General features: G+C 70.7%; 20 protein-coding genes and 2 pseudogenes. 8 read left to right on the top strand and 14 right to left on the bottom strand.

Features of this window, described 5'->3' with window-relative positions:
- Positions 1–85 precede the first annotated feature (85 nt).
- Both typA and ACZ43N_RS38220 read right to left on the bottom strand, forming a co-directional pair.
- The gene (gene typA, locus ACZ43N_RS38225; RefSeq protein WP_468103967.1) at positions 86–1,993 is read right to left on the bottom strand and encodes a translational GTPase TypA; all 1,908 of its coding nucleotides are present in this window, start codon (positions 1,991–1,993) and stop codon (positions 86–88) included.
- A 418-nt stretch (positions 1,994–2,411) separates the two neighbouring features.
- Positions 2,412–4,877, bottom strand: a complete 2,466-nt coding sequence (locus tag ACZ43N_RS38220; RefSeq protein WP_468103887.1) for an ABC transporter family substrate-binding protein — start codon at positions 4,875–4,877, stop codon at positions 2,412–2,414.
- Between the two features lie 339 nt (positions 4,878–5,216).
- On the opposite strand from ACZ43N_RS38220, the gene ACZ43N_RS38215 reads away from it, so the two are divergent.
- From ACZ43N_RS38215 to ACZ43N_RS38195, 5 genes are all read left to right on the top strand, one after another.
- Positions 5,217–5,507 carry a hypothetical protein gene (locus ACZ43N_RS38215; protein ID WP_468103885.1) on the top strand — a complete coding sequence of 97 codons (291 nt, stop codon included), beginning with the start codon at positions 5,217–5,219 and terminating at the stop codon, positions 5,505–5,507.
- Between the two features lie 60 nt (positions 5,508–5,567).
- Positions 5,568–6,404: a hypothetical protein gene (locus ACZ43N_RS38210; RefSeq protein WP_468103883.1), complete on the top strand. Its 837-nt coding sequence runs from the start codon at positions 5,568–5,570 to the stop codon at positions 6,402–6,404.
- Positions 6,405–6,422: 18 nt separating this feature from the next.
- Positions 6,423–8,360 carry a fumarate reductase/succinate dehydrogenase flavoprotein subunit gene (locus ACZ43N_RS38205; protein ID WP_468103882.1) on the top strand — a complete coding sequence of 646 codons (1,938 nt, stop codon included), beginning with the start codon at positions 6,423–6,425 and terminating at the stop codon, positions 8,358–8,360.
- Positions 8,361–8,382: 22 nt separating this feature from the next.
- Positions 8,383–9,159: a succinate dehydrogenase/fumarate reductase iron-sulfur subunit gene (locus ACZ43N_RS38200; RefSeq protein WP_468103880.1), complete on the top strand. Its 777-nt coding sequence runs from the start codon at positions 8,383–8,385 to the stop codon at positions 9,157–9,159.
- A gap of 238 nt (positions 9,160–9,397) precedes the next feature.
- Positions 9,398–11,032, top strand: coding sequence for a hypothetical protein (locus ACZ43N_RS38195; protein WP_468103879.1), 1,635 nt, complete (start codon positions 9,398–9,400; stop codon positions 11,030–11,032).
- Between the two features lie 135 nt (positions 11,033–11,167).
- Here the strand turns inward: ACZ43N_RS38195 and ACZ43N_RS38190 are convergent, their stop codons facing one another.
- From ACZ43N_RS38190 to ACZ43N_RS38160, 7 genes are all read right to left on the bottom strand, one after another.
- The gene (locus tag ACZ43N_RS38190) at positions 11,168–14,005 is read right to left on the bottom strand and encodes a SpoIIE family protein phosphatase (RefSeq protein WP_468103877.1); all 2,838 of its coding nucleotides are present in this window, start codon (positions 14,003–14,005) and stop codon (positions 11,168–11,170) included.
- Positions 14,006–14,277: 272 nt separating this feature from the next.
- The gene (locus ACZ43N_RS38185; RefSeq protein WP_468103875.1) at positions 14,278–14,685 is read right to left on the bottom strand and encodes an ATP-binding protein; all 408 of its coding nucleotides are present in this window, start codon (positions 14,683–14,685) and stop codon (positions 14,278–14,280) included.
- Between the two features lie 211 nt (positions 14,686–14,896).
- Positions 14,897–15,304 (bottom strand): (deoxy)nucleoside triphosphate pyrophosphohydrolase, encoded by a 408-nt coding sequence (locus ACZ43N_RS38180; protein WP_468103874.1) that lies wholly within the window; start codon positions 15,302–15,304, stop codon positions 14,897–14,899.
- A gap of 45 nt (positions 15,305–15,349) precedes the next feature.
- On the bottom strand, positions 15,350–15,550 hold the full coding sequence (locus ACZ43N_RS38175) for an SPOR domain-containing protein (protein WP_468103873.1): 201 nt from the start codon (positions 15,548–15,550) through the stop codon (positions 15,350–15,352).
- 443 nt (positions 15,551–15,993) lie between these two features.
- Complete coding sequence (locus tag ACZ43N_RS38170) at positions 15,994–16,746, bottom strand: GntR family transcriptional regulator (protein WP_468103871.1); 753 nt, start codon at positions 16,744–16,746, stop codon at positions 15,994–15,996.
- 148 nt (positions 16,747–16,894) lie between these two features.
- Positions 16,895–18,076 (bottom strand): DUF4190 domain-containing protein, encoded by a 1,182-nt coding sequence (locus tag ACZ43N_RS38165; protein WP_468103869.1) that lies wholly within the window; start codon positions 18,074–18,076, stop codon positions 16,895–16,897.
- A gap of 328 nt (positions 18,077–18,404) precedes the next feature.
- Positions 18,405–19,973, bottom strand: a complete 1,569-nt coding sequence (locus ACZ43N_RS38160; protein ID WP_468103867.1) for a S8 family peptidase — start codon at positions 19,971–19,973, stop codon at positions 18,405–18,407.
- A gap of 259 nt (positions 19,974–20,232) precedes the next feature.
- On the opposite strand from ACZ43N_RS38160, the gene ACZ43N_RS38155 reads away from it, so the two are divergent.
- Positions 20,233–21,339: a pyridoxal-phosphate dependent enzyme gene (locus ACZ43N_RS38155; protein ID WP_468103865.1), complete on the top strand. Its 1,107-nt coding sequence runs from the start codon at positions 20,233–20,235 to the stop codon at positions 21,337–21,339.
- 175 nt (positions 21,340–21,514) lie between these two features.
- On the opposite strand, the gene ACZ43N_RS38150 is transcribed toward ACZ43N_RS38155, so the two are convergent.
- Positions 21,515–21,727, bottom strand: a complete 213-nt coding sequence (locus ACZ43N_RS38150) for a hypothetical protein (protein WP_468103864.1) — start codon at positions 21,725–21,727, stop codon at positions 21,515–21,517.
- Between ACZ43N_RS38150 and ACZ43N_RS38145 the strand changes: the two are divergent.
- Positions 21,720–21,827: pseudogene (locus tag ACZ43N_RS38145) on the top strand (LysR family transcriptional regulator); the annotation flags it as partial. The gene ACZ43N_RS38150 and the pseudogene ACZ43N_RS38145 sit on opposite strands and share 8 nt — an antisense overlap.
- Positions 21,828–21,905: 78 nt before the next feature.
- On the opposite strand, the gene ACZ43N_RS38140 reads toward ACZ43N_RS38145, so the two are convergent.
- From ACZ43N_RS38140 to ACZ43N_RS38125, 4 genes are all read right to left on the bottom strand, one after another.
- A complete protein-coding gene (locus ACZ43N_RS38140; RefSeq protein WP_468103862.1) occupies positions 21,906–22,118 on the bottom strand; it encodes a hypothetical protein in 213 nt (70 codons plus the stop codon).
- Positions 22,119–22,293: 175 nt separating this feature from the next.
- On the bottom strand, positions 22,294–23,466 hold the full coding sequence (locus tag ACZ43N_RS38135) for an ROK family transcriptional regulator (protein ID WP_468103861.1): 1,173 nt from the start codon (positions 23,464–23,466) through the stop codon (positions 22,294–22,296).
- Between the two features lie 28 nt (positions 23,467–23,494).
- Positions 23,495–24,574 carry a phosphotransferase gene (locus ACZ43N_RS38130; protein ID WP_468103860.1) on the bottom strand — a complete coding sequence of 360 codons (1,080 nt, stop codon included), beginning with the start codon at positions 24,572–24,574 and terminating at the stop codon, positions 23,495–23,497.
- 27 nt (positions 24,575–24,601) lie between these two features.
- Positions 24,602–25,951, bottom strand: a complete 1,350-nt coding sequence (locus tag ACZ43N_RS38125; RefSeq protein WP_468103858.1) for an aspartate aminotransferase family protein — start codon at positions 25,949–25,951, stop codon at positions 24,602–24,604.
- Between the two features lie 212 nt (positions 25,952–26,163).
- Here ACZ43N_RS38125 and ACZ43N_RS38120 point away from each other — a divergent pair.
- Positions 26,164–26,267, top strand: a pseudogene (locus ACZ43N_RS38120) (DNA-directed RNA polymerase subunit alpha); the annotation flags it as partial.

The following is a 26,267-nucleotide window of genomic DNA, read 5'->3' as shown; positions in this document are numbered from 1 at the left end:
TTCTCCCCGTATGCGGGTACGCCTGAGGCCCGGTCCTCCGCTCGGCGGTTGGACCGGGACTTCAGCGACTGCGCGAGACGGTGTGTCAGCCGTGCTTGGCGCGGCTCGCGGCGCGGGCGCGCTCGCGGGCGTCCAGGTTGACCTTGCGGATCCGCACGGCCTCCGGAGTCACCTCGACGCACTCGTCGTCGCGGCAGAACTCCAGCGACTGCTCCAACGACAGCTTGCGCGGCGGGACGATGGACTCGGCGACGTCAGCGGTCGAGGACCGCATGTTCGTCAGCTTCTTCTCCTTGGTGATGTTGACGTCCATGTCGTCCGCGCGGGAGTTCTCACCGACGATCATGCCCTCGTACACCTCGGTGCCGGGCTCCACGAACAGCACACCGCGCTCCTGGAGGTTGGTCATCGCGAACGCGGTGACGGCGCCGGAGCGGTCGGCGACGAGCGAGCCGTTGTTACGGGTCTGCAGGGTGCCGAACCAGGGCTCGAAGCCCTCGTGGATGGAATGCCCGATGCCCGTGCCGCGGGTCTGCGTGAGGAACTCGGTACGGAAGCCGATGAGACCGCGGGAGGGCACCACGAACTCCATGCGGACCCAGCCCGAGCCGTGGTTGGACATGTTGTCCATCCGGCCCTTGCGGACGCCCATGAGCTGGGTGACGGCACCCATGTGCTCCTCGGGCACGTCGATCGTCATGCGCTCGACCGGCTCGTACGTCTTGCCGTCGATCTCCTTGGTGACGACCTGCGGCTTGCCGATGGTCAGCTCGAAGCCCTCGCGGCGCATCTGCTCGACCAGGATGGCCAGCGCCAGCTCACCGCGGCCCTGCACCTCCCAGGCGTCGGGGCGCTCGGTGTCCAGCACGCGCAGCGAGACGTTGCCGATCAGCTCGCGGTCGAGGCGGTCCTTGACCTGGCGGGCGGTGACCTTGCGGTCCTTCACGGCCGCCTTGGCGTCCGCGCCCTTGCCGGTGCCGCCGCGGCCGACCAGCGGGGAGGTGTTCGTACCGATGACCATGGAGATCGCGGGCTCGTCCACCGTGATGAGCGGCAGCGCGAGCGGGTTCTCCACGTCGGCCAGCGTCTCGCCGATCATGATGTCCGGGATACCGGCGACGGCGCAGATGTCACCGGGGCCGGCCTTCTCCGCCGGCTTGCGGGTGAGCGCCTCGGTCATCATCAGCTCGGAGATGCGCACATTGGTGACGGAGCCGTCGCGCTTCATCCAGGCGACGGTCTGCCCCTTCTTCAGCTCGCCCTGGTGGACGCGGAGCAGCGCGATACGGCCGAGGAAGTTGTCGGCGTCGAGGTTGGTGACGTGGGCCTGGAGCGGGGCGGCGTCGTCGTACGTCGGGGCCGGGATGTGCTCCAGGATCGTCGAGAAGAACGGCTCCAGGCTGGTGGAGTCGCTCGGGACGGTGCCGTCGGCGGGCTTGGTCAGCGAGGCGACGCCGTCGCGGCCACAGGCGTAGACGATCGGGAACTCGATCTGGTCCTCGTCGGCGTCCAGGTCCAGGAACAGGTCGTAGGTCTCGTTGACGACCTCGTCGATCCGGGAGTCCGGGCGGTCCGTCTTGTTGATGCACAGGATGATCGGCAGCCGCTGCTGGAGCGCCTTGCGCAGCACGAAGCGGGTCTGCGGCAGCGGGCCCTCGGAGGCGTCGACGAGCAGCACGACACCGTCGACCATCGACAGACCACGCTCGACCTCGCCGCCGAAGTCGGCGTGGCCGGGGGTGTCGATGATGTTGATCGTGATGGGCTCCCCGCCGTCCTTCGGGTGGTACTTGACCGCCGTGTTCTTGGCGAGGATCGTGATGCCCTTCTCACGCTCCAGGTCGTTCGAGTCCATCATGCGGTCGTCGACGGAGTCGAGCTGGTGCGCGGCGAAGGCACCGGCCTGCTTCAGCATGCCGTCGACGATGGTCGTCTTGCCGTGGTCGACGTGGGCGACGATGGCGACGTTGCGGATGTCGTGACGTGTGGTCACAGCCATGTTGCGGCGTTCTCCCGGAGTGTGAGGACGGCCCTGCTGCGTACGTCTGTGTTACGCGGGCCCTGCCGGGCTGGACACGCCACGGCCTCACCCCATGGTACGGGGCCGCGACGGCAAGGACTCCCCCGGCCGTACGGGCCCCGCTCCACCCCAGCTCAGGCCCCCTTGACGGCGAGGGAACCCATAGGGCACGGCCGCTCGGCGGCGGTCCGCCCGGCCGCTCGGTCCCCTCGGGGAAGGGAACCGGCTCGCCACACGCCGTGAGCCGGGTCCGGTGCCGGACGTCGGGCGCCGGACGCCGGACGCCGGACAGGCGTAGGCGATGGGTCCAGTCCCGCATGGCTCCCCCTGCGTAAACCGCCGCCCCGCATGGTGCGGGGCGGCGGTCAGTGCGTACGCGAAGGGTGATCACTCAATGCCGGGTGCGGCTCGCCGTCTGCGTCGCGCCCTGCTTCAGGAAGCCCATGTCCTCGTAGACGGGGGTCTGGAAGCCGAAGGCGCCGGCGTTCGCCAGCTGCGAGCGGGCGGCGAAGAGCTGGGGCCGCTGGTAGAGGGGGATCGAGCCGGCCGCTGCCCAGATATGGGCGTCGGCCTTGCGGATCAGCGAGCGTGCCTCGGACTCGTCGAGGGTGGAGATCGCCTGGTCGAAGAGCTGGTCGACCTGATTGGTGCCGACGCGGGTGTAGTTCTGCTCGACGCTCAGCGAACCGTCGGCCGCGGGGACCGGCTTCGCGTAGATGGGGCGGGCATCGGTGGCGGGGAACGCGGAGGTGGGCCACGAGTACAGGGCGAGGTCGTACTGCCCGTTCGCGATGTGGTCCTTGAAGTAGCTCTCGCCGGCGACCTTGGAGATCTCCGTACGGACGCCGATCTTCTCCAGCATCACCGCGATCCTCGCGCCGACGGTCCGCAGGGACTCGGTGCCCGGCCCTGACGGCAGGACGAAGCGGAGGGTGAGCGGCTTGCCGTTCTTGGCCAGCGGTGCCCGCGCGGCGCCGACGGGCGCCCGCGTGCCGCGCGGGGCGTAGGCGCCGGGGGCGTACTGCTTGCCGTCCTGGGCGAGGTGGCTGTCGTCGTCGGCCTCGTACGGCTTGTTGTCGTCGCCGACGACGTACGTGTCCTCGTCGTCCCCGGAGTCCGCGCGCTCGTCCTTCTTCCCGGACTTCTTCTCGTCCTTCGTCCCGCTCTTCTCCCCGGACTCCTTTTCGTCCTTCGTCCCGCTCTTCTCCCCGGACCCCTTCTCGCTCTTCGTCTCGCTCTTCGTCTCGTCCTTCTTCTCGCTCTCCTTCGCCGACCCCTTCTCGCCCTTCTTCTCCGACTCCTTCTCGGACCCCGTCCCGGACTCCTTCCCGGACTTCTCCCCCATCGCTCCGTCGGCCTTCTCGCCCTCCGCCCCGGCGGCCTTCCCGCCCTCCCGGAACGGGCCGCCCTCCTCCCAGCCGGCATCGGCGAGGAGGGCGCGGGCCTCTTCGGTGTCCTGGTCGCCGAGGGCACCGCTGCTGTCGGCGTAGGCGGCCTGGCCGGAGAGGGCGAGGTGGCTGCCGACGGGGACGGCGGGCAGGCCCAGGGGCTTCAGGACGAGGGAGGCGAGTTCCTCACGGTCGATGGCGCGGGCAACGGCGCGACGGACGCGCTCGTCGGCGAGGGGGCCGTCGGAGCCGTTGAGGGCGAGCTGGGTGAAGGCCGGTTCGAGGGAACGGCGCACCTCGAAGCCGCGCAGGCCGGACTGCTGTGCGGTGTACTCGGCGATCGCCCTGCGCCGCTCCTTGCGGGCGCTCATCTCCTTGTCGGCGGCCTTCTCGTCGGAGCCGTGCGCGATCGCCCAGGAGCGCAGGGACCTCGCGGGCGTCAGATCGGCACCAGGGCCGTGGGCGAAGGTGCCGCCGGACCCGGCGAGGGGACCGCTGAGACCCTGAGCCGCCCCTCGAGCGTCGTCCGGAGAGCCGTGCGAGGCGGCGGAGCCCCGGGGGCCGGCGGAGCCCTCGGGGCCCAGGGCCTGCCTGGCGGCCCGCATGACGCGCTCCGCCTGGGAGGAGTCGATCTCGGCGATGTCCACCGTGCCCTTGGCGAGCGCCTCGGCCCGCTTGGCGCGCGGTACGGCGCGCAGCACCAGCTCGGACAGCTTGGCCCGGCGGCCCCACCAGCGGGGGTTTCGGGTGAGGGTGACCTCGCCGCTCTTGCGGTCGACGTCCTTGAACGCGAAGGGCCCGGCGGTGACCTTGAGCTTCTTGCGGGTGCCGTCGTTGAAGGAGTCGGGGGTGCCCGTCACCTGCTTCGGGTAGAGCGGGGAGAACAGCGACTTCCAGTCGGCGTAGGGGCGGGCGAAGGTGACGCGGACCTCCAGGTCGTTGTCGCCGCGTTCGACCTTCTCGATGCGCTCGTAGCCGGCGTTCCTGGCGGTCCAGTACGCGGAGTCCTTGCCGGACAGGGCGCGCCACTGGGCGGCGAAGTCGGCGGCGCCGATCTCCCGGCCGTCGCTCCACACCGCCTCCTGGTGGAGCTTGTAGAGCACGACCTGTCGGGGTTCGCGTTCGACGATCTTCGCGGACTCCAGGTAGTCGGTGTCGATCCGGGCCCGCCCACCTGCGTCGAGGCGGTACATCGACGGCAGGACGGCGTCGGCGACGCGGGCGGTGGCTGGGTCGGCGTCCGCCTGGAACGTGTTGAACGTCTCCGGTACGGCGTCCACGGCCCAGCGCAGGGTGCCGCCGTCGGCGATCCGGTCACGGGCGGTCGGCGCGATGTCGGGGCCGGCGACCGGCCTGCCCGCCGGGTCCTCCTCTCCGCAGGCCGTGAGCAGGGGCGCCGCGAGCACCCCTGCGGTCAGGAAGGCGACCGAGCGCATCACCGCACGCGGTCCTACGCCGTGGTGGGACATCACTGCTACCTCCGGAGGACCGCACCCTCCACCAGAAGGGCGTTATGATCACTTTTGGGTGCATATGGAGCTGATCAGATCTATGGCCACACACTGAAGAGGAAGGGGTTCACCGACCGATGGAGACACGGCGACGGGGAGCGAAAAGCCACCCGTGCGGCGCAATGCGCCGCACGTGATCCCCGGCGCACACCGAGCGTGCGTGGGTGTGCACGGGAGGCTCGCAATCCGCCAATCGATGCACATCCCTTCCCAGCGCAACGTGTGACGCGCAACACTCGCAGGCGCATGAACGTTGCCGCCTCGGTCCTGGACAATCCGCGGAAGTGAGGGCAAGTCATGTCCGTGCAAGATGAACTGACATCGGTCCAGCGTTGCCTCGACGACCTCTACCGGTCGGTGGGACGCCTGGAACAGCAGATCGGCAGCGGTGGGCTCGACATGCGCCGTGTCCGCGCCGACGCCGATCACCTGCGCGAGAGCGTCGCGCTGCTGCGCGAGGGGGCCGTCGCCCGCTCGTCCGCCAAGCACCCCGAACTCGTCCCCATCCCCGACACCCCGTACGACGACTCGCTGTGGACGGACTCGGACGACGAGGGACTCGGCGCCCGCGACCGCCGCGCCCCCTGACCCCGAGCCCCCGGCCCGCCGAGCGCTCGACAACCGAACAGACCCGACCGGGAGTCCCCGTTGGCCACTGGTACGGAACCTCCAGGCACAGAACCCCATCCCCGGCGCGGCGGCGTGCACACCGGTACGCGTGCCGCGATCACCGCCCCGCATCTGCGGACCGACCGCTGGTGGCTGGCGCCCGCCGCCACCGCGGCCGGTCTGTTCGCCTTCATCGTGTACTCGACATGGCGGGCGTTCGCGGACGCGGACTACTACGCGGCCCCGTATGTCTCGCCGTTCTACTCCCCCTGTCTGGCGGAGCGCTGCGAGCCGATGCACGCGGGACCCAACTGGGAGATCTTCGGCAGCTGGTGGGGCATCTCACCGGCGATCATCATCCTGATCTTCCCGCTGGGCTTCCGCCTGACCTGCTACTACTACCGCAAGGCCTACTACCGCGGCTTCTGGGCGTCCCCGCCCGCCTGCGCGGTGGCCGAGCCGCACAGGAAGTACACCGGTGAGACCCGCTTCCCGCTGATCCTGCAGAACATCCACCGGTACTTCTTCTACGCGGCGATCGTCGTCGCCGGGATCCTGACGTACGACACCGTCCTCGCCTTCCGCGACGAGAACTACGAGTGGGGCCACATGGGCCTCGGCACGATCGTCTTCCTGATCAACATCGTGCTGATCTGGGCGTACACGATCTCCTGCCACTCGTGCCGGCACATCGTCGGCGGCAAGCTCAAGCACTTCTCCAGGCACCCCGTGCGCTACCGGATGTGGCAGTGGGTCGGAAGGCTCAACGCCCGCCACATGCAGCTGGCCTGGGCGTCGTTGGTGAGCGTGGCGCTCGCCGACTTCTACGTGTATCTGCTCGCGTCCGGCGTCTTCGACGATCCGACCCTCTTCTAACGACAAAAGGTGCTTCTGATGTCCGTGGTCGAACGACAGGAGTGGGACGTCGTCGTGGTCGGCGCCGGCGGGGCCGGGCTGCGGGCCGCGATCGAGGCCCGCGAGCGAGGCGCCCGTACGGCGGTGATCTGCAAGTCGCTCTTCGGCAAGGCCCACACGGTGATGGCCGAGGGCGGCATCGCGGCCGCCATGGCCAACGTCAACCCTGGTGACAACTGGCAGGTCCACTTCCGCGACACCATGCGCGGCGGGAAGTTCCTCAACCAGTGGCGCATGGCCGAGCTGCACGCCCGTGAGGCCCCCGACCGGGTGTGGGAGCTGGAGACCTGGGGCGCGCTCTTCGACCGTACGAAGGACGGCCGGATCTCGCAGCGCAACTTCGGCGGCCACGAGTACCCGCGTCTCGCGCACGTCGGGGACCGTACGGGCCTGGAGCTGATCCGGACGCTCCAGCAGAAGATCGTGGCGCTCCAGCAGGAGGACCACAAGGAGACCGGGGACTACGAGTCCCGGCTGAAGGTCTTCCAGGAATGCACGGTCACCCGGGTCCTCAAGGACGGCGACCGGGTCTGCGGGGTCTTCGGCTACGAGCGCGAGTCGGGCCGTTTCTTCGTCCTCGAAGCGCCTGCCGTCGTCATCGCCACCGGTGGCATCGGCAAGTCCTTCAAGGTCACGTCGAACTCGTGGGAGTACACGGGCGACGGGCACGCGCTGGCGCTGCTCGCGGGGGCGCCGCTGCTGAACATGGAGTTCGTGCAGTTCCATCCGACAGGCATGGTCTGGCCGCCGTCGGTGAAGGGCATCCTCGTCACCGAGTCGGTGCGCGGCGACGGCGGGGTCCTCAGGAACTCCGAGGGCAAGCGGTTCATGTTCGACTACATCCCGGACGTCTTCAAGGAGAAGTACGCCGAGTCCGAGGAGGAGGGCGACCGCTGGTACGAGGACCCCGACAACAACCGGCGGCCTCCTGAGCTGCTCCCCCGTGACGAGGTGGCCCGCGCCATCAACGCGGAGGTGAAGGCGGGCCGGGGCTCCCCGCACGGCGGTGTCTTCCTCGACGTGTCCACGCGGATGCCGGCCGAGGTGATCCGCCGCCGGCTGCCCTCGATGTACCACCAGTTCAAGGAGCTGGCCGACGTCGACATCACCGCGGAGGCCATGGAGGTCGGCCCCACCTGCCACTACGTGATGGGCGGCATCGCGGTCGAGTCGGACACGGCGGCGGCACGCGGGGTGCCCGGGCTGTTCGCTGCCGGGGAGGTGGCCGGCGGTATGCACGGCTCCAACCGGCTGGGCGGCAACTCCCTGTCCGACCTGCTGGTCTTCGGCCGCCGGGCGGGGCTGCACGCGGCCGAGTACGCGACGGGTCTCGCCGGGGCCCGGCCCCCGGTGGACGACGAGCAGGTCGACGCGGCCGCCGCCGAGGCGCTGCGCCCGTTCTCCGCCGAGGGCGAGTTCCGCACGGAAGGGCACCCGCCGGAGAACCCGTACACCCTGCACCAGGAACTCCAGCAGGCCATGAACGACCTGGTCGGCATCATCCGCCGCGAGGGCGAGATGGAGCAGGCACTGGAGAAGCTGGCCGACCTCAGGGTGCGGGCGCGCCGGGCCGGGGTCGAGGGGCACCGGCAGTTCAACCCGGGCTGGCACCTCTCCCTGGACCTGCGGAACATGCTGCTGGTCAGCGAGTGCGTGGCACGGGCCGCGCTGGAGCGCACCGAGTCGCGCGGCGGCCACACCCGCGAGGACCACCCGGCGATGGACCGCGACTGGCGCCGGATCAACCTGCTGTGCCGGCTCACCGACCCGACGGGCGGGCTCGCGGCCACCGACCCCGTCGCGGGCCAGATCTCCCTCACCCGGGAGACAACCGATCCCATCCGCCCGGACCTGCTCGCCCTCTTCGACAAGGAGGAGCTGGTCAAGTACCTCGCCGAAGAGGAGCTGTACGAGTGAGCAGCCACGAGGAGCCACGGTCATGAGCGGCTACACGGCCCACTTCAGGGTCTGGCGGGGCGATGTGGGGGGCGGCGGCCTGGAGGACTTCAAGGTCGAGGTCAACGACGGCGAGGTGGTGCTCGACATCATCCACCGCCTCCAGGCGACCCAGGCCCCGGATCTCGCCGTCCGATGGAACTGCAAGGCCGGCAAGTGCGGTTCGTGCTCGGCGGAGATCAACGGCCGTCCCCGGCTGATGTGCATGACCCGTATGTCGGTCTTCGAACGGGACGAGACGATCACGGTCACCCCTTTGCGGGCCTTCCCCGTCGTACGGGATCTCGTCACGGACGTCGGCTTCAACTACCAGAAGGCGAGGGAGGTTCCGGCGTTCGTACCGCCGGAGGGGCTCGGTCCGGGCGAGTACCGCATGATGCAGGAGGACGTGGACCGGCCGCAGGAATTCCGCAAGTGCATCGAGTGCTTCCTGTGCCAGGACACCTGCCATGTGGTCCGCGACCACGAGGAGAACAAGCCGGCCTTCGCCGGGCCCCGCTTCCTCATGCGCGTCGCCGAGCTGGACATGCATCCGCTGGACGCGGCCGAGGACACCGGCCTGGACCGCAAGCGCACCGCGCAGGACGAACACGGCCTCGGCTACTGCAACATCACCAAGTGCTGCACCGAGGTGTGCCCCGAAGGCATCAAGATCACGGACAACGCGCTCATCCCCTTGAAGGAACGGGCCGTCGACCGCAAGTACGACCCGCTCGTATGGCTCGGCTCGAAGATCAGGAGGCGCTCCTCGGCGGACTGAGGGCCTGTCGCGGGGCGCCGTACCGTCGCGCCGGGCAGCCCCCGTGGAACAGTGGGTCGATCATGACGCCCGCGCCCCGGTGGACCCGGTCCTGTCGGTACGGCTCACCGTCCCCGGTCTCCCCCGCCGTCACACGGTCCGGTCGCGGGCCGACGGGTCCGGCCATACGCTCCCCCATGTGACGTCGCGTTCGAGGAGAAATCGGTCGCGCGGCGCCACGTCGCACATAGGTGTGCGGGTGGCGCACGCCGCGTTCGGCGGGATGACCGCCCTGGTCTGGCTGTTGCTGGTCCCGCTGGCGGACACGGCGGACAGGGACCGTCCGGCGTCCGATGCGACCGCGGACCGGTCCGCGGTCGCGGCCGTGGGCGGGCGGGCGACGGGTTCCGCGGTCGCCCTGGCGCCCACGGCTGCGACCACGACAGCGGCCGCGGCGCCCTCCGCGGCCGTCGTCGAGTGGTCCCCCGGGGTGACGGCCACCGGCCCGCCCTCGGCCTCGGCCGCAGCCCGGCGGGCTGTGGCCGCCGAGGTGGACGACACGGCGGCCGGTGACGACGACAGCCCGGCGACCGATCTGATCCTGCCGGTGGCGGTCGCGGGCGCGGCGGTCGGGCTCGCCCTGTACTCACTCTTCCGGCGCAGGCGGCGCGCGGCGCTGCGGACGACGCCGAGCGGGACCTTCGAGCAGCACCTCCCCCCGACGGCCGACCTCGACCGACGGGGACGGCGTCTGCTGGTCGAGACGGACGACAGCATCCGTACCGGCGCCGAGGAGCTGCGTTTCACGGTGGCCCGGTCCGGCCGCGCGGCGGCCGAACCGTTCATCGCGGCGCTGGCGGACGCCCGCCGCGAAGCGGCGGCGGCCTTCTGGCTCCGTCAGAGACTGGACGACGCCGCCGACACCCTCCCGCCCGACGAGGAACGGGCCCTGCTGGAGGAGATCCTCGCCCGCTGCACGATGGCCCAGCGACGCCTCGACATCGCCGCCCCCGCCTTTGACCAACTCCGTGCCCTGGAACGCGACACGCTCCCGGCCCTGCAGTGCGCGGAGGCCCGCTTCCGGGAGCTGACCGGCCGTACGGCGACGGCGGCCGCCACCCTTTCCGGGCTCCGCGAGCACTACGCCCCCACCGTCGTCCGCCCCGTGGCCGACTACGCCGAACTCGCCGAGGACCGCCTTGTGTTCGCGACGGCCGAACTCAACCTGGCGCGCCGGTCCACCGACTCGGGCGACCGGCACGCGGCCGCCGTGCACCTGAGGGCCGCCGAGGGCTCCATCGACCAGGCGGACGTCTTCGTGACGGGGGTGGAGCGGCTCGCCGCCGAGGTGGCGCGCGCCGCCGAGACCGCGAAACAGGGGGCGCCCCGCACGGGCCCGTACGACGACCCCCTCGACGTCCTGTGCCGCCAGGACCGGTGGCTGCTCCCGGCCCGCAGCGCGGTGGCCGCCACGGCGGACTACGTCACCACGCATCGCGGGGCGGTGGGAGTGACGGCGAGGACCCGGCTCGCTGAGGCGCAACGGAGTCTGGAGCGGGCCGAGGCGGCCACACTCCGCGACGGCACCACCGACACGGCCGACGCAAGGGGCACGACCGGCGAGACGACGACGCAGGCCGACGACGAGACCGCGGACACGGAGAGCGCCCGCCGCGCCCACTCCCTCGCCCAGGAGGCCCGAGGACTGGCCGAGCAGGACGTACGGGACTACGGCGACCCGTACGAGGGCCCGGTGGGCGACGGCATGGCCGGGGCGCTGCTGGGCGGCGTCATCCTCGGTGACATCCAGGACGGCGGTCGGATCACCCCCCGGTGCCCGGCCTGCTTCGGCGGCACGGCCACCCGCGGTCGCCGGGCGGCGCGGGGCGGGTAGGACGGCGACCGCGGACGGGGCGGCAGGTCACGGGGGCGACGGCAACCGCGCATCCCCCTGGGCCGTGCCCGCCGGTCCGCGACTGCCCCGCGGCGTCGGGTGCCATCCATCCAGAACACGGCGTCAGGCGCCCACCTAGAACAGGCTCAGCAATGCCTCCGCCGGGTCCGTCAGGCCGCCCTCTTCTCCCGGGAGCGGCAGTTCGAACCACACCGTCTTCCCACGGGGCGTGCGCCGGGAGCCCCACGCGGCCGAGAGCAGGCCCACGAGTTGCAGGCCACGGCCGCCCTCGTCCGTGTCGCGGGCGCGGCGGCGGCGCGGCTGGACGAGCCCGGCGTCCCAGACCTCGCAGACGAGGGTCCTGTCGAGGAGCAGCCGGAGCCGTATCTCGCCCTCGCCGTAGCGAAGCGCGTTGGTGACCAGCTCGCTGACGAGCAACTCGGCCGTGTCGACCAGCGGTTCCAGGTCCCAGCTGAGCAACTGGCCCCGGGCGTACTCCCGGGCGCGTCCCACGCTGCGCGGCTCGCGCGGCAGGGTCCAGTCGCCGACGGAGTCGGCCGGCAGCCCCTGGACACGTGCCATCAGCAGAGCGATGTCGTCCTCGCCGTGATGTGTGTCAAGGGTGTTGAGGACGTGGTCGCAGACGTCCTCCAGTGACCGGGGGCGCTCGGAGCGCACCGCTGTGGGCGGCTGGGCGGGGCCGGTGAGGGCGCCGACGAAGGCCTGGAGGCCCTCGTCGAGGGGGTGGTCGCGCGATTCGACCAGTCCATCCGTGTAGAGCGCCAACAGCGCGCCTTCGGGTAGTTCGACCTCGACCTCCTCGAACGGCTCACCCCCGACACCGAGCGGCATGCCCGGCGGCACGTCGAGCATCAGCGCGCTTTCGCCGGGTTCGACCAGTACGGGCGGCAGATGGCCCGCGTTGGCGAAGGTGCAGCGCCGGGTCACCGAGTCGTAGACGGCGTACACGCAGGTCGCGAGGTACACCTCGGAGAGGTCCTTGTCGCGGGGCCGGCTGGCGGCCGTGCGGGAGGCGGACTGGACGCCGCCGGGGTTGCCGAGTCCGCGGGCGATCTCGTCGAGCGCGGAGAGGACTTCGGCGGGTTCGAGGTCGAGCAGGGCCAGGGTGCGGACGGCGGTGCGGAGTTCGCCCATGGCGACCGCGGCGCGCAGGCCCCGGCCCATGACGTCGCCGACGACGAGTGCCGTGCGGTGGCCGGGGAGTTCGATGACGTCGAACCAGTCGCCGCCGACCTCGGTGGCCGCGTTGCCCGGTAGATAGCGGCAGGCGATGTCGAGCCCGGAGGCCTCGGGGTCGCCCGGCGGCAGCAGGGAGCGCTGCAGGATGAGGGCGCGTTCGTGTTCGCGCCGGTAGAGGCGGGCGTTGTCTATGCAGACGGCGGCGCGGGCGGCCAGTTCCACCGCGAGGGCGCGGTCGCGTTCCCCGAACGGTTCGCTGCCCTTGGTGCGCGAGAACTGCACGAGTCCGACGACGGTGTCGTGGGCGACCATCGGCACGGCGAGCGTCGTCCGGATGAGGTTGCCCTCTTCGGGGACCTGCTGGGGGCGCGCGGTGCGCAGGGCGTCGGCGCAGGGCGAGTTGAACGGGTAGTGGTGGACCGCGCCCACGCGGACCGGGGCGGGCCCGCCGACGAAGGGCGCGTCGGAGACGGCGCTGGCGAAGGCGACCCGGCGCAGTTCGGCGCTGCCGTCGGCGAGTCCGGGCGGGGTCTCGTCGCCGACGAGGAGACCCTGGTAGAGGTCGACGGTGGCGAGGTCGCAGAAGTTGGGGACGACCACGTCGAGGAGTTCGCGGGCGGTGGTCTCCAGGTCGAGGGAGTTGCCGATGCGGGAACCGGCCTCGTTGAGGAGGGCGAGATTGCGCCGTGCGGCGGCGGCCTCGCGGGCGGCGGAACGGCGGGCCGTCACATCGATGCCCAGCCAGGCGATGCCGATGGGGCGGCCGGTTCCGCTGTGCACCCGGTAGAGGTTGACGGACCAGTGGCGGCGTTCCTCGGAGCCGGGCACGAAACCCGAGATGTGCATGTCCGTGATGGAGTCACCGGTCTCCAGGACCCGGCGCAGGGTCGCCTCGACCCGCTCGGCCTCCGGCGACTGGAGGTAGTCGTGGACGCCCCGGCCGCGGTGGTCGTCGACGCGGCCGCCGTAGATGGAGGCGAACCGCTGGTTGGCGCGCCGCACCCGGAGGTCGGTGTCTATCAGCAGGAAACCGAAGGGAGATTGGCCGAATATCGCCTGCGAGGCGGCGAGGTCGGTCTCGATGCGGCGCAGCGTGCGCACATCCACCACGATGCACACGGCGGCCCGTTCGCCGCCCTCGACCGTGGTGGGCATCACATAGACCTCGGCGAGCCCCTCGGTCCCCTCGGGGCCGGGCACCCGGAAGGGCACCACCCCGGTCCACTCCCGGCCGTCGAGGACCTCGGCCATCTTCCGCTGGCCCTCTTCGCGCCGGTCGGGGTCCACGAACGCCTCGATGGGGTCCATGCCCACGGCCCGCGCGGCCGAGATGCCGAACAACTGCTCGGCGCGCAGGCTCCACTGGTCGACGAGACCGTCCGGGCCTATGGAGAACGAGGCCACCTTGATGTAGTCGTAGATCGATCCGGGCGGGCTGGTCTGCCACATCGGATCGCCGGGCCCCTGGCCGGCCATGACACCCGCGGCCGCGACGGCGTCGGCGGCCCCGTCCCCGGCCGGCGCCGTACGGCCGGCCGGCGCACGACTTGTGGACGTGTGCCCAGGAGCATCGCCGCCCGCCCCGGCGGAAGCGCTTGCGCCTTCGCGCGTGACGTCATCGTCGCGTGTGGCGCGACCCAGGCCGGAATCGTCTGCGGCCTCGGGCCTCGCGCGGTCCGACGGGCCCTTCGGCTCCGTGGACTCCGTGGCCTTCGCTGGTATCTCGCTCACGCGAACCGTCCCCTCCAGCTCACCGCGTCCGGCTTCGGTCACCAGGGGCGGCTGCCCGCAGTATCCAGCACTACGGCGCCGCGCAACACGGTGTTCACGATCACAGCACGGTCCCGATCGTTTTTGGACCGGCTGGGACATACTCCCAAGTCTTCTAACCAGGCGTTGCCCGCTCCAACCAAAGACTCCGGCTCGCGCTACTGGCTTGAACCGATCGGTCGCACGCGCGCCCCGGGGAGCCGCCCCCCAAGGCCCTGTCCGTACGCCGTGCGCCGGTCGCGCGGGACCGTCAGCGGGTACGCCTGCCGGTCCGGTCAGTCGGGAACCGTCAACTCGAACCAGACTGTCTTGCCCGATTCACCGGGCCGGGTACCCCAGGCCCGGGCGGAGCAGGCCACGAGCCGCAGTCCTCGGCCACTCTCGGCGTCCGCGTCGGCGGCACGCTCGCGCGGCGGGTCGGGCAGCGGGTCGGAGACCTCGACGAGCAGGGTGCCCGGCGAGCCGTCGGAGCGTCTGAGCCGTACGCCGATGGGACCGGTGGCGTGCCGCAGGGCATTGGTCACCAACTCGCTCACCAGCAGAGCGGCTATGTCCCCGACGGAGTCGAGCCCCCAGTCGCGCAGCCGGCCGCGCACCACGGCCCGGGCGGTCCGTACGGCGTCGGCCTCGGCGGGAAAGGTCCACTCGGCGCAGTCGTCTCCGTTGTCGATCACGCCGATCACTTCCCAGTCAGAAGCGGACCCTGTCCGATTTCATGGGGTTAATGGGCACATACCCGATAATGAACCCCGAGTACCGCGTATGAGGGCGCACTGTCGCACAAACAGCGCGGGGAGCGCATCCCCCCGCACCCGAGGAGTCAGAAAGGGGCGCACGGAAACGTGCGAAGGCTTCGACGGGCACGTGCGTACGAACCGTCCGAGACGGGGGCGCTCAGACTCCCCCGGACCCCCAGGCCAGCCGCACGGTCTCCATCACGGCCGGAACGTCCTGGTCGAGCCAGTCGACGTCCCAGACCTCGTCCGCGCTGAGCCAGCGCAGCTCGTCGTGGTCCTCCAGCGGCCGGGGTTCCCCGGAGAGAAGATGCGCGATCCAGACGCGCAGCACATAGCCCGGCCCCACCGGCCACTCCCCCGGCACCCGCTCGGCGGACTTCGCCTCGACGCCGAGTTCCTCGCGCAGCTCCCGCACGAGGGCCTGTTCAGGGGGCTCACCGGGTTCCACCTTGCCGCCGGGCAACTCCCAGCGTCCGGCCAGCTCGGGCGGCGCACTGCGACGTGCGGCGAGCAGCCGGCCGTCCTTCAACAGGGCGGCACCCACCACCACGATCGGTTCGGTCATGCGCGGGAGCCTACGGGAGCGTGCGGACACGTCGGGCGGGGTGAATCACTTGCTCCCACTCTGGCCGTTCTGGCCGTTCTGGCCGACGCGCTCCACCCAGTAGAGCTGCTTGTGGCCGCGATTGTCGAGGCTGTCCGCGATCTTCTGCGCCTCGGCGCGGGTCGCGTACCTGCCGACGCGGTAGCGATTGCCGTTGTCGTCCTGCCTGATGACGAGCCAGGGAAGAGTGATCGTGCCGTCGTTCATCGACCCCCACCGCTCCTTCCCACCTCGGCCGATCCGAGTCCCGCCCCCGGATTCCGCCGCACCCCGCCGTCCAAGGAAACCGCAATCCGCATATGCCCGAGCGTACGCCTAACCTTTACGCAGCGAATCCGTCTTTTCACAAAGAGGTACGCAACAAGCCAAGATGAGCGGGGCGCACCCCGGCGAACGCGCCGTCGCTCACCACCCGTGCGCCTCTCGACGCCTCAACGAGCAGCCATCCAGCGCCTTTCGGGCGGATCGGGGCGCCACCGGGGCACAGAACCGCCCGGCGGCAAGAACGACCGAATTCGAGCTGCGTTCGGGCGACCCTCCGGCCCCCGGCGCCTCCAACTTCCCTCAGACACAGGGCACTTGACGCATGCCCGCGTCACCGTCCGCTACACACGGAATCCACGGATCCCCCGACGGGCGGACACCGTCGCTCACTTGACGGGCAGATGGTAGGAAACCCGGTACCGGTCCGCCGGAACCACCACGTCCGCCGTCTCCACGGGGCGGCCGGAGGCGAAGTACGTCCGCTGGACGACGAGAACCACATGCCCGGGGACGCCGCCCAGGGCGAGGAGTTCCTCGGCGAGGCCGGGGCGGGCGCCGACCTCCTCCGTGACGTTGTCCACGATCACGTCGATCGCGGCCATGCGCTCGACGACCCCCATCCCGCCGAGCGGGCCCTCCTCGGGAAGCATCACGGGGGTGCGACCCGTGAGGGCCAGCGGCTCCCAGGAGGTGGAGATCATCATCACCTCGCCCGCGTCCCGGAAGGTGTACTTCGTGCACATCACGCGGTCCCCGGGCTGGATGGCCAGCCGCTCCGCGATGGCCCCGCTCGCCTCGACCTGTTCGCTGCGCGACTCCCAGGTGCCGCGCACAGCGGCGTCGGCCTGCTCCTGCCGGAAGGGCGTCGCCCCGCCGGCGGGACGGAAACCGGAACGGGCGACCCGACGCGGCACCGGCCGCTCCCGCACATAGGTGCCCGACCCCGAGCGACCCTCCACCAGCCCCTCGGCCATGAGCACCTTGCGGGCCTCCAGCGCGACCGTGTCGGAGACGCCGTACTCCTCGCGGATCCGCGCCTGGGAGGGGAGACGGGTGTGCGGCGGCAGCGATCCGTTCACGATCTTCTTGCGGAGATCACCCGCGACACGCAGGTACGCCGGCTGCTCACCGAAAGTCACTGGCCGCTCCCATCAGGTTGTACAGACAGCTACAGACTGGCAACCGTGGGTTGTGCCATGCAAGCAAAGGCCAAGGAATCACTCGATGTGATGACATGTGCCCGGGGAGGCGTTTACGCAGGCACTTTCTCCCCGCTCTGGGCGCCAGTCACACCTGAGCGCGGGGCTCGCCCCCTCCGCCGCCCTCGCCCGCGTCCCCCTCGTCGGTCGCCTCCGGAGTCGTGGCCAGCCCCAGAGCCTCGCGGGCCGTGACCGCCTTCGGGCCGTCGGTCAGCAGGTGCGCCCTGTCCCAGTGGTCGCTGAACTCGTCGGCGTCGGCGGCGTCGGCGGCGCCCTGCCACTCCTCGCGGGCCTTGTCGAGGGCCTTCGCGTAGTCGCTCACCGCCTTCTCCGTGCCGGGCTCCCAGTGGTGCGCCCGCAGGGCCGCCGCCTGCCGTTCCAGGGCGTCGACGACATCGGGCGCCCACGCCTTGTGGGCGGGCAGGTCGTCGCTGACGTACTCCGTGTCCGGCAGCCCCTCGAAGGCCTCGTTGAGGATGCCGTCGGCCTCCAGGAACGCGATCTGGTCGGCGTCGAGGGTCGTCTCGTCCCGCCGCAGCGAGCCGGTCAGGCTCGCCTCCGCGTCCTCGTTGCCGAACGCACAGGTGACCTGGCGGTCGCCGTGGCGCCAGCTCTGCCGGGTGGGCGTGTAGTAGTACACGTCGACGTCGGCCGGCATCGCCCAGGTGTCCATGACGTACGACACGGAGAGCTCGTAGCACGTGTCCCCGGACGTCTCGTCGACGGCGTCGTCGCCCGGGTACTTCCCGTCCGGCAGGCGGAAGCCGCCGAACACCTCGGCGTCGTGCTCCCCCGCGCAGGGCACCACGTCGACGTCGTACGCGTAGCCCTCCAGGGAGCCGTCCGGCGCGTCGAAGCACTCGCCCTTCTCCACCGAGAAGGTGGTGCCCGCGCCGCTCGCCGCCTCCTGGAAGCCGTTCCACGCGTCGCGCGCGCCGCCCGTGGTGAGAGCGAGCGTCATCAGCAGCGCGCCGACCGTCGACAGCACGATCCCGGCCACCGCCATGCCCTTGCCGCGCTCCCCCTTCCGCTTGATCTGCACCAGGGCGATCACGCCGAGGAGCAGACCGATGCCCGGCAGCAGACACATGACGCCCAGGACGAGCGCGGCGATCGCGAGCCCGTTGACCGGTGGAGGCGGCTGGAGCGCCGGATACGCCCGCCCCCAGGCGTGGCCCCACGGTTGGGGCGCCGACGGGTACGGCTGCCCCGGCGGCGGGAACGGGCCGCCCCGGGGCGGCTGGGCCCCGGAGGGCGGGGGTGTGACCACGGGTCGCGTGCTCCTTGCGCCGGAGACGGGAACTGGCGTACGGCTTTCGTACGACTCGGCGCATCGTAAGCGCGGGGCGGGCGGGGGCGACACACAGGGCGCGGAGCCAGGGGGCGGCGCCCGGCGGAATCTTCCCCGACCGCCCCGCGGTCGGGCCGGGACCAGAGGTCTTCGGGCCGGGACCAGACGTCTTCGGGCCGGGACCAGACGTCTTCGGGCCGGGACCAGACGTCGTCCGGCCGGGACCAGACGTCGTCCGGCCGGGACCAGACGTCGTCCGGCCGGGACCAGACGTCGTCCGGCCGGGACCAGAGGCGTCGGACCGGGATCAGAACTGGAGCGCCCACGAGTCGATGCGGCCCGTGTCCAGCGCGGCGTTGTCGCTCACCCGGAGCTTCCACACCCCGTTGGCGACCTCCGAGGAGGCGTTCACCGTGTACGTGGTGTTGATGTTGTCCGCGCTGCCGCCGGCGCCGTAGGCCTTCAGCGTGTACGCGGTGCCGTCGGGGGCGACCAGCTGCACCTGGAGGTCACCGATGTATGTGTGGACGATGTTCACGGGCACGCTGAGCGAGGACGACGCGTTGCCGGAGACACCGCTGACGGTGATCGGCGACTCGGCGGTGGCGTTGTCGTTGATCGCGTAGTCGGTCGTGTTCTCGAAGCGGGGCCCGGTCGGCGGCGGCGTGGTCCCTCCGTCGCCCACGTTCAGCAGGCGGTTGGGCGAGCCGGTGCCGGGGCTGGTGACCACTCCGGTGGTGGCGGCGTTCACCAGGGCCGTCTGGACGGCCGCCGGGGTGGCCGTGGGGTTGTCCGCCAGGTACAGGGCGGCTGCTCCGGCGACATGCGGGCTCGCCATCGACGTACCGGAGATGGTGTTGGTCGCCGTGTCGTTGGTGCGCCAGGCCGAGGTGATCGAGGAGCCGGGGGCGAACAGGTCCAGGACGGTGCCGTAGTTGGAGTAGCTCGCCTTGGCGTCGGAGTTGGTGGTGGCGCCGACGGTGATGGCCTCCGTGACGCGGGCGGGGGAACGGGTGGAGGCGTTGGTCGTCTCGTTGCCGGCCGCGACGGCGTAGGTGACGCCGGAGGCGATGGAGTTGCGTACGGCGGTGTCGATCGCGGTGTCGCCCGGGCCGCCGAGGCTCATGTTGGCGACGGCCGGTTTGACGGCGTTGGCGGTCACCCAGTCGATGCCGGCGACGACCTGCGCGGTGGTGCCCTGGCCCGAGTTGTTCAGGACGCGGACGCCGACGATCTTGGCCTTCTTGGCGACGCCGTAGGCCGTGCCGCCGACGGTTCCGGCGACATGTGTGCCGTGGCCGTGGCCGTCCTGGGCGGTGTTGTCGTTCTCGACGGCGTCGAAGCCGTCCACGGCGCGACCGCCGAAGTCGCTGTGTGTGATGCGGACGCCGGTGTCGATCACGTACACGGTGACGCCCGCGCCCGCGGTGTCGTCGTAGGTGTAGCTCTGGTTCAGCGGGAGCGCCGACTGGTCGATGCGGTCCAGGCCCCACGAGGGCGGGTTGGGCTGTGTCGCCGAGATGGTGAAGGTCCGGTTCTGGACCACGGAGACGACGTTCGGATCGGCGGCGAATCGTTTCGCCTCCGCCTCGGTGGCCTCGACCTCATAGCCGTTGAGCGCCTTGGTGTAGGTGCGCTCGATCTCGGCGCCGTACCGCTCGGCCAGGGCCCTGCCCTTGCCGGAGCCGGCCTTGGCGTCCGCCTTCAGGGTGACGATGTAACTGTCCTTGACGGCGCCGGGCGCGCCCGCGTACTGGATCGGGCCTTCCGCCGCGGCGGTGGCGGGGAGGGCGGAGACGAGACCGGAGGCGAGCGCCGCGGTGGCCGCCGCGCTGATCACGGCCAGTCTTCGCCGGTTCTGACGCATCACTGCCATCTGAGGATCCTCCTCAATCGGTGGTGCGCTGGTGGGAGTGACGCACACACTCGGACGCGGACAGGAACACGCAAGAAAATCATGCCCATGTCAATTTCCTGTGGGGTTGCTGTGCGTCAGCCGAAAGATTGAGGCCTTTGAAGGAATTGCACAAGGCCCCTGCACGCACGTAACCGCTGCCACAACACGATGGCCGTGCCACCGCCGTGACACACCGTCATGCGTCACCGTCGTCGGCGGCCCCACTTACCCTGCGTGCATGACACCTCTGCCGGATCGCTTCTGCCCGACGGACGGCACCCGCGTCCCCGCGGCCTCCCTCGCCTGGTGCTGCCCGGCCTGCCGCGGCCCCCTGGACCTCGACTTCGCGCCCACCCCCGCCCCCCTCAAGTCGCTGGCCGGCCGGGTGAACTCCCTCTGGCGCTACGCAGAGTGCCTCCCCCTCGCCACGCCCTCCGTGTCCCTCGGTGAGGGCCGCACCCCGCTCGTCGAACTCAGGGACGGCATCCTTGCCAAGCTCGACTTCCTGATGCCGACGCTGTCCTTCAAGGACCGCGGCGCGGTGCTCCTCGCCGAGCTGGCGCTGCGGCTCGGGCCGCGCCAGATCGTCGCCGACAGCAGCGGCAACGCGGGCACGGCGATCGCCGCGTACTGCGCGCGGGCCGCACTGCCCTGCACGGTGTACGTCCCCGCCGGCACCTCGGCCAAGAAGCTGGAGCAGATCGACGCGCACGGCGCGCGGCTCCGGATCGTCGACGGGGACCGCGAGACCGCGGCGGCCGCGGCCCGCGAGGCGGCGGACGAGGAGGGCGTCTTCTACGCCTCGCACGTCTTCAACCCCTACTTCCTCCACGGCACGAAGACCTACGTCCACGAGTTGTGGGAGGACCTCGGCGGCCGTCTCCCGGACGTCCTGGTCGTCCCGGTCGGCAACGGCACGCTGCTGCTGGGCGCCGCACTCGCCGTCGCCGAACTCCACACGGCGGGCCTGATCGACCGCCGCCCCGCCCTGTACGCCGTCCAGTCGGCGGCCGTCGCCCCACTGGCCCACGCGTGGGCCGAGGGCGCGGACGATCTCGTCGGCACCACCCCCATGGCGCCCACCCTCGCCGAGGGCATCGCCATCCCGCGCCCGCCCCGGGCCCGGCAGATCCTCCGGGCCGTACGCGACTCCGGCGGCAGATTCCTCACCGCCACCGAGGACCAGCTCCGCCACGCCCAGCACGACCTCGCCTCCCAGGGGCTGTTCGTCGAGGCAACGGGAGTGGCCTGCTGGGCCGCCGTACGGGAGGGAGCCCTCGGGAGCCGCACGGCCGTGGTGCCGTTGTGCGGGGCGGGGGTGAAGTCGGGGCTGGTGGGGAGCTGAGGCCCGGGACACTCGGCGGGCGAACGGCTGGAAGGCAGGGGGCAAGAGCCCCGGCGGAGGCCCGAAGGGCACGGCTGCGGCCCAGGAGACCAGGCGCAGGTCCAGGGGCACAGCCCTCTGGGGACAACCGGGGCCGGACGGGACCCTCACGGCCCCGCGGTGCCCCCACGCCCGCTCACGCGTCGAACGCGGTCGCGCGCGTTCTCTTCTCCCAGGTCAGGACCTCCTCCCGGACACCGTCGAGGTGCTCCCGGATCGTGGTCACGCTGTCGTCCCCGAGCGGCAGCCGCAGCGGTGTGCGCTCGGCCTCCGGCGCGGCCGGGATCAGCGCCGCCGCCTTGCAGTTGTACGTCCAAGACCTTTGGTGATGGCCGATGGTTATGACCATGGACGTGCACGGCCGCGATCTGCGTTACTTCGTCACCGTCGCCGAGGAGCTGCACTTCACCCGCGCCGCCGAACATCTCTACGTCTCCCGGCCCGCACTGGAGGCATGCGGGCGTTCCGACAACGCGGCGAGGTGCCGTACCCGGCGTCGTGCGCCTGCCGGGGATTACGGGACAGTTTTAGAACGCCACGAACCACAGCAGGGCGAGAGCCCCCGCCCCGACCGCCGTCATCAGCATGTCGCTCCGCCTGTGCCCCAGCCACAGCAGGAGGACCGCGGCGGCGACCGCGAGCACCCGCACCTCACCGTTGAACACGAGCAGCACCCCGAGGATCGCCAACGCCACCCACATACGGGCCCCCTCCCCCGGCCGGTCGGCCTCCCTGCTCAAGGCCTTCCCTCGCGGGGAGATCGACATCCCCCAAACCACCACGTGCCGGACACGAACGGCCCAAGGGGGCCCGGCCCTGCCGAGTCGGGTCCGTGCCGGCCTGCGCATCCGGGACGAGCGACGACCACCTCTCGCCCCCGGACCTCGCTGTCGTCTTCGACTGCGCGGGTGCGGATCAGAATGCCGGCGCGGCCTGCCCCTGCCGTGGTCCCTGACTGCGTGCCTTGAGCAGCGCGTCCCGTAGGCGGCTGTGGGTCATGGCCAGGCAGGCGTGCACCGCGCCGCGCGCCACCGACAGTCCCAGAACCTGGGAGACGGTCGTGATCCGGGGGACGGCCGGCAGGGTCTGTTCGAGTCGCTCGCGTACCTCGGGGAGCACCTCGTCCACCAGGGGACGCAACCGGCCCACGAAGTAGACGGCTTCGGGATCGAGGGTCACGGCGACGATGCTCACGGCGGTCGTGACCGCCGCCGTGAACGCCTTGAGTATCTCCGCGCGGACTCGATCGTCCTGAGGTGCCGGCCACAGGTCCTCGACGCGTTCGACGTCCAGTCCGTGTTCACGAGCCAAGCTCACCAGCCCTGCCGTGCTCAGCAGCCCGTTGAGCGTGCGCTCGTCGATGCCCGCGGAGAGGGAACCGATGTCGCCGAACGCGGGAGTGCGTCCCCGAGTCAGTTCCCGGTCCCTGCACGTGGCGAGATTCAGGGTGCTGCTGAGGCTGAACAGGGCAGCGTCATGGATGCTCGGGTCGTCCGTGAGCACCTGGAGCAAGGACGCGTTCGCGTCGCTGTCGAAGGTCACGGGAGCCTCGACGAGTTTCTCGACGGTTCGCTGGAGTTCTCTGCCGGAGAAGGGCTTCATCGGATCGGCGGGCCGGAAGACCTCGGCGCCGTCACGGACATGGGCCGGCAGTGCCGCGACGACCTGTCGCAGTGGCCCTCCTGCGGACGCGCCGGTCCGCGTGATCAGGTCGACCAGCCACCGGCCGGCAGCGGGGACGTCGTGGTGCTCGACCGTCTGCACGATCAGGTGCCCGAGTTCACGGCCGCGCAGGTCGGTCACCAGCACGCCGGTGGTCACGGCGCCGAAGCTGACGCCCACGACGTGTCCGGCCGTCTCGGGCACATCGAGGTACGTCGACGGACGGCCACGCCCGGCGGCGGCGTCGACTCCCCCGTCCACGACGAACCCGTCGGAGCGCAGTTCCTCGACGGCCCGCGACACCGTCGCCTTGCTCAACCCCGTGAGCTCGATGAGCTTGTTTCGGGTCAACGGCGCGTGGGAGAGAACCACCTCGAGGACACGTGCCTTGTTGTGGTCGCGTGGAGTGGGGTTGATGCTGCTCACCTCATGACCTTAGCGAGACCGTATCCGCTCACGGCGTGTCATGGCGCGTGCTCAGCAGGCGGGTCACGACCTCCTCCATGGAGACGGCCAGGGCCCGCTCCACGTTGGCCCAGTCGTCCCTGGCGTGCTCCAGCAGGTAGTCGCGACGCTCCGGCACTCGTTCCGCGCGCCAATGGGTGACCAGCGCGCGCAGGGTGAGGCGCGCCAGCGCGGCGACGGGCAGGAGCGGGAGTTCGGTGTCCTTGATCGGCCGGGCCCGCTCGTACCCCGCGACGAAGGTGCACGCCTCAGCCCACGGATCCCCTGGTGTCCGGCCGAGAAGGTTCGCGAGGGACACGGCAGGGTCGAAGATCAGAGCAGTGCGCATGCTGTCACCGAAGTCGATCACTCCTGTGACGAAGCTGTCCGTCCCCGGATCCACCAGGACGTTGTAGGGGCTGTAGTCACCATGGATCACTTGGGTCTCGAGATCGCCCAGCCTGGGGACCACGGTCGCGTGGAAAAGGCGGAACACCTCGTGTGCCAGGCGGCGGTGCTCGGCGCCGGGCGTGTACTCGATGAGCTCCCGCAGCTGGTCGAAGTGCCGAAGGTCCCACACAAGGCGCCGCTCGTCCGCTGGATGACTGAATGACCGCAGGGCCAGATCCACGCGGCCGAGCATCCGCCCGGCCAGGGCGAGCCGGCCGGGATCGGGGTTCGCTCGCGCCAGGACGGCACCTTCGACGAAGTCGAAGACCCGCAGGACCCGAACCCGGCCGTCTTCCGTCTCGATCGGTACGTCGTCGCCGCCCTCGGTGGTCTCCTTCACCCGCTGGATCGGGAGATGAGGAGCTTCGGTTTCGAGATGGCGCATCACGGCCGTTTGCAGCGCCACGACAGCCACCGCCTCGTCGGGCGGGGAAACCTTGACGAGATGGTCGGCCGCGCCGGTCCGCAGCCGGAACGTGTCGTCCTTCTCGGTCGCCAGCCGTTCGAGCTGTCCGCTCAGCCGGTAGTGCCGGGCGAGGAGGGCGTCCACCACGTCCGTCGCGATCGGCTCGTGGGACGACGCCAGGCCGCTCTCCTCGAACAACTGCTGGGCGATACCAGCGGGGGGCGAGGTGTTCACCGTTCGGTCCCTTCGGGTTTCGGCCTGCTACAGGCGCGTCCGGGCGATCTCCGCGAAGGTCTCGAGGAATCGCGTCACGTCGGCCGAGTCGAAGGCCAACGGCGGTCGGATCTTGAGCACATTGACTGCTTCCCCGGTGCCGCTGATGAGGACGCGACGCTCGCGCAGGTCGTTGATGACCTGGTCGGCGCGGACCTGATCGGGCTCCAGGGACTCCCGGTCCTGCACGAGCTCGACGCCCACGTAGAGACCGCTGCCGCGGACCTCAGCGACGTAGGGTGACTCACGAGTGATCTCCTCGAGGCCGGCTCGCAGCGCCCTGCCGTTGTCGAGGACTCGCTGCTGAACGTTCTCCGCCTCGAAGACGTCCAGCACCGCGGCACCGGCGGCAACCGCGATCGAACTGCCCGCGAAGGTGTTGAAGTATCGGACATTCTTCCCGAACTCGTCGCACACCTCGGGCCTGAACACCACGCCGGAGATCGGCATGCCGTTGCCCATGGGCTTGCCCATCGTGACGATGTCCGGGAGCACGCCATGGCGGTTGAACCCCCACATCGACTCGCCGAGCCGGGCGAATCCCGACTGGACCTCGTCGGCGATGTACACGCCGCCCGCGGCATGCACCTCCTCCACCATGTCACGCAGGTAACCGACCGGATCGGTGAAGATGCCGTCGCTGGAGTGCGCGCAGTCGGTGATCAGCGCCGCGAGCCGGTAGCCGTGGCGCTCGAGGTCGTCGATCGCGCCGCGCACCTGGCTGCGCATGTGGTCGGGAAGCGAGGAACCCGGCGGGACGAGTCGCGGGTCGGGAGCATCGATGACCCGCACGTTCGGCCCGAGCGGTGACCCCGCGCCGAGCGTCGGCGAGAAGCTCGCGACCTCGCGAGTGAGACCGTGGTAGGCCCAGCGGGTCACTACGATTCCCTCGCCGCCCGTGTGGAAGCGCGCCACGCGCATGGCCAGGTCGTTCGCCTCGGAACCGCTGCACGCGAAGCTGACCTTGGAGAGCGCTTCGGGCATCGTCGCGAGAAGCCGCTCGGCGTAGTCGACGAGCGATTCCTGCACATAGCGCGTGTTGGTGTTGACCGCCGCCATCTGGCGGGACACGGCCTCGACGATGTGCGGGTGCGCGTGCCCGACGCACGGCACATTGTTGTAGGCGTCGAGGTAGTCGTTGCCATCCCGGTCGAACAGGTGAGCGCCCCGGCCGGAGACGAACTCTACCGGCTCCCGGTAGTTCAGCGCGTAACCAGGGCCCAGCACCTTGTTGCGCCGCCGCACGGTGGACCGCAGCCGCTCAGGCAGTTCACCGAGCGCGGCGGGGTCGAACCTGTTGGGATAGTTGGCCAGCGCTCGACTCAGCGTGGAAGTCATCGGCGGATCCCTCCTTCATGGCTTGCATCTCGTCGCGGTCGCTTCGGCGACACCATAGCATTTTTTGTTTCTGTTCCAACCTGAAACTTAATCGTCCTGTCCGGGCGACAGGGATCAGCCCCGCCGAAGACCGTTTGGCCCGTACGCCCCGTACCCTTCGTAAGGTCTACGGCGTCACATAGCGGGCGCAAAACCACTGGAGGCAACACCCCGTGCTGATTGCTCAGCGTCCCTCGTTGACCGAAGAGGTCGTCGACGAGTTCCGTTCCCGGTTCGTGATCGAGCCGCTGGAGCCGGGCTTCGGTTACACCCTCGG

The sequence above is a fragment of the Streptomyces sp. NPDC030814 genome (assembly GCF_055572155.1).
Note: the sequence above shows the minus strand (reverse complement) of the source record. Positions and strands in the feature narration are given on the sequence as shown.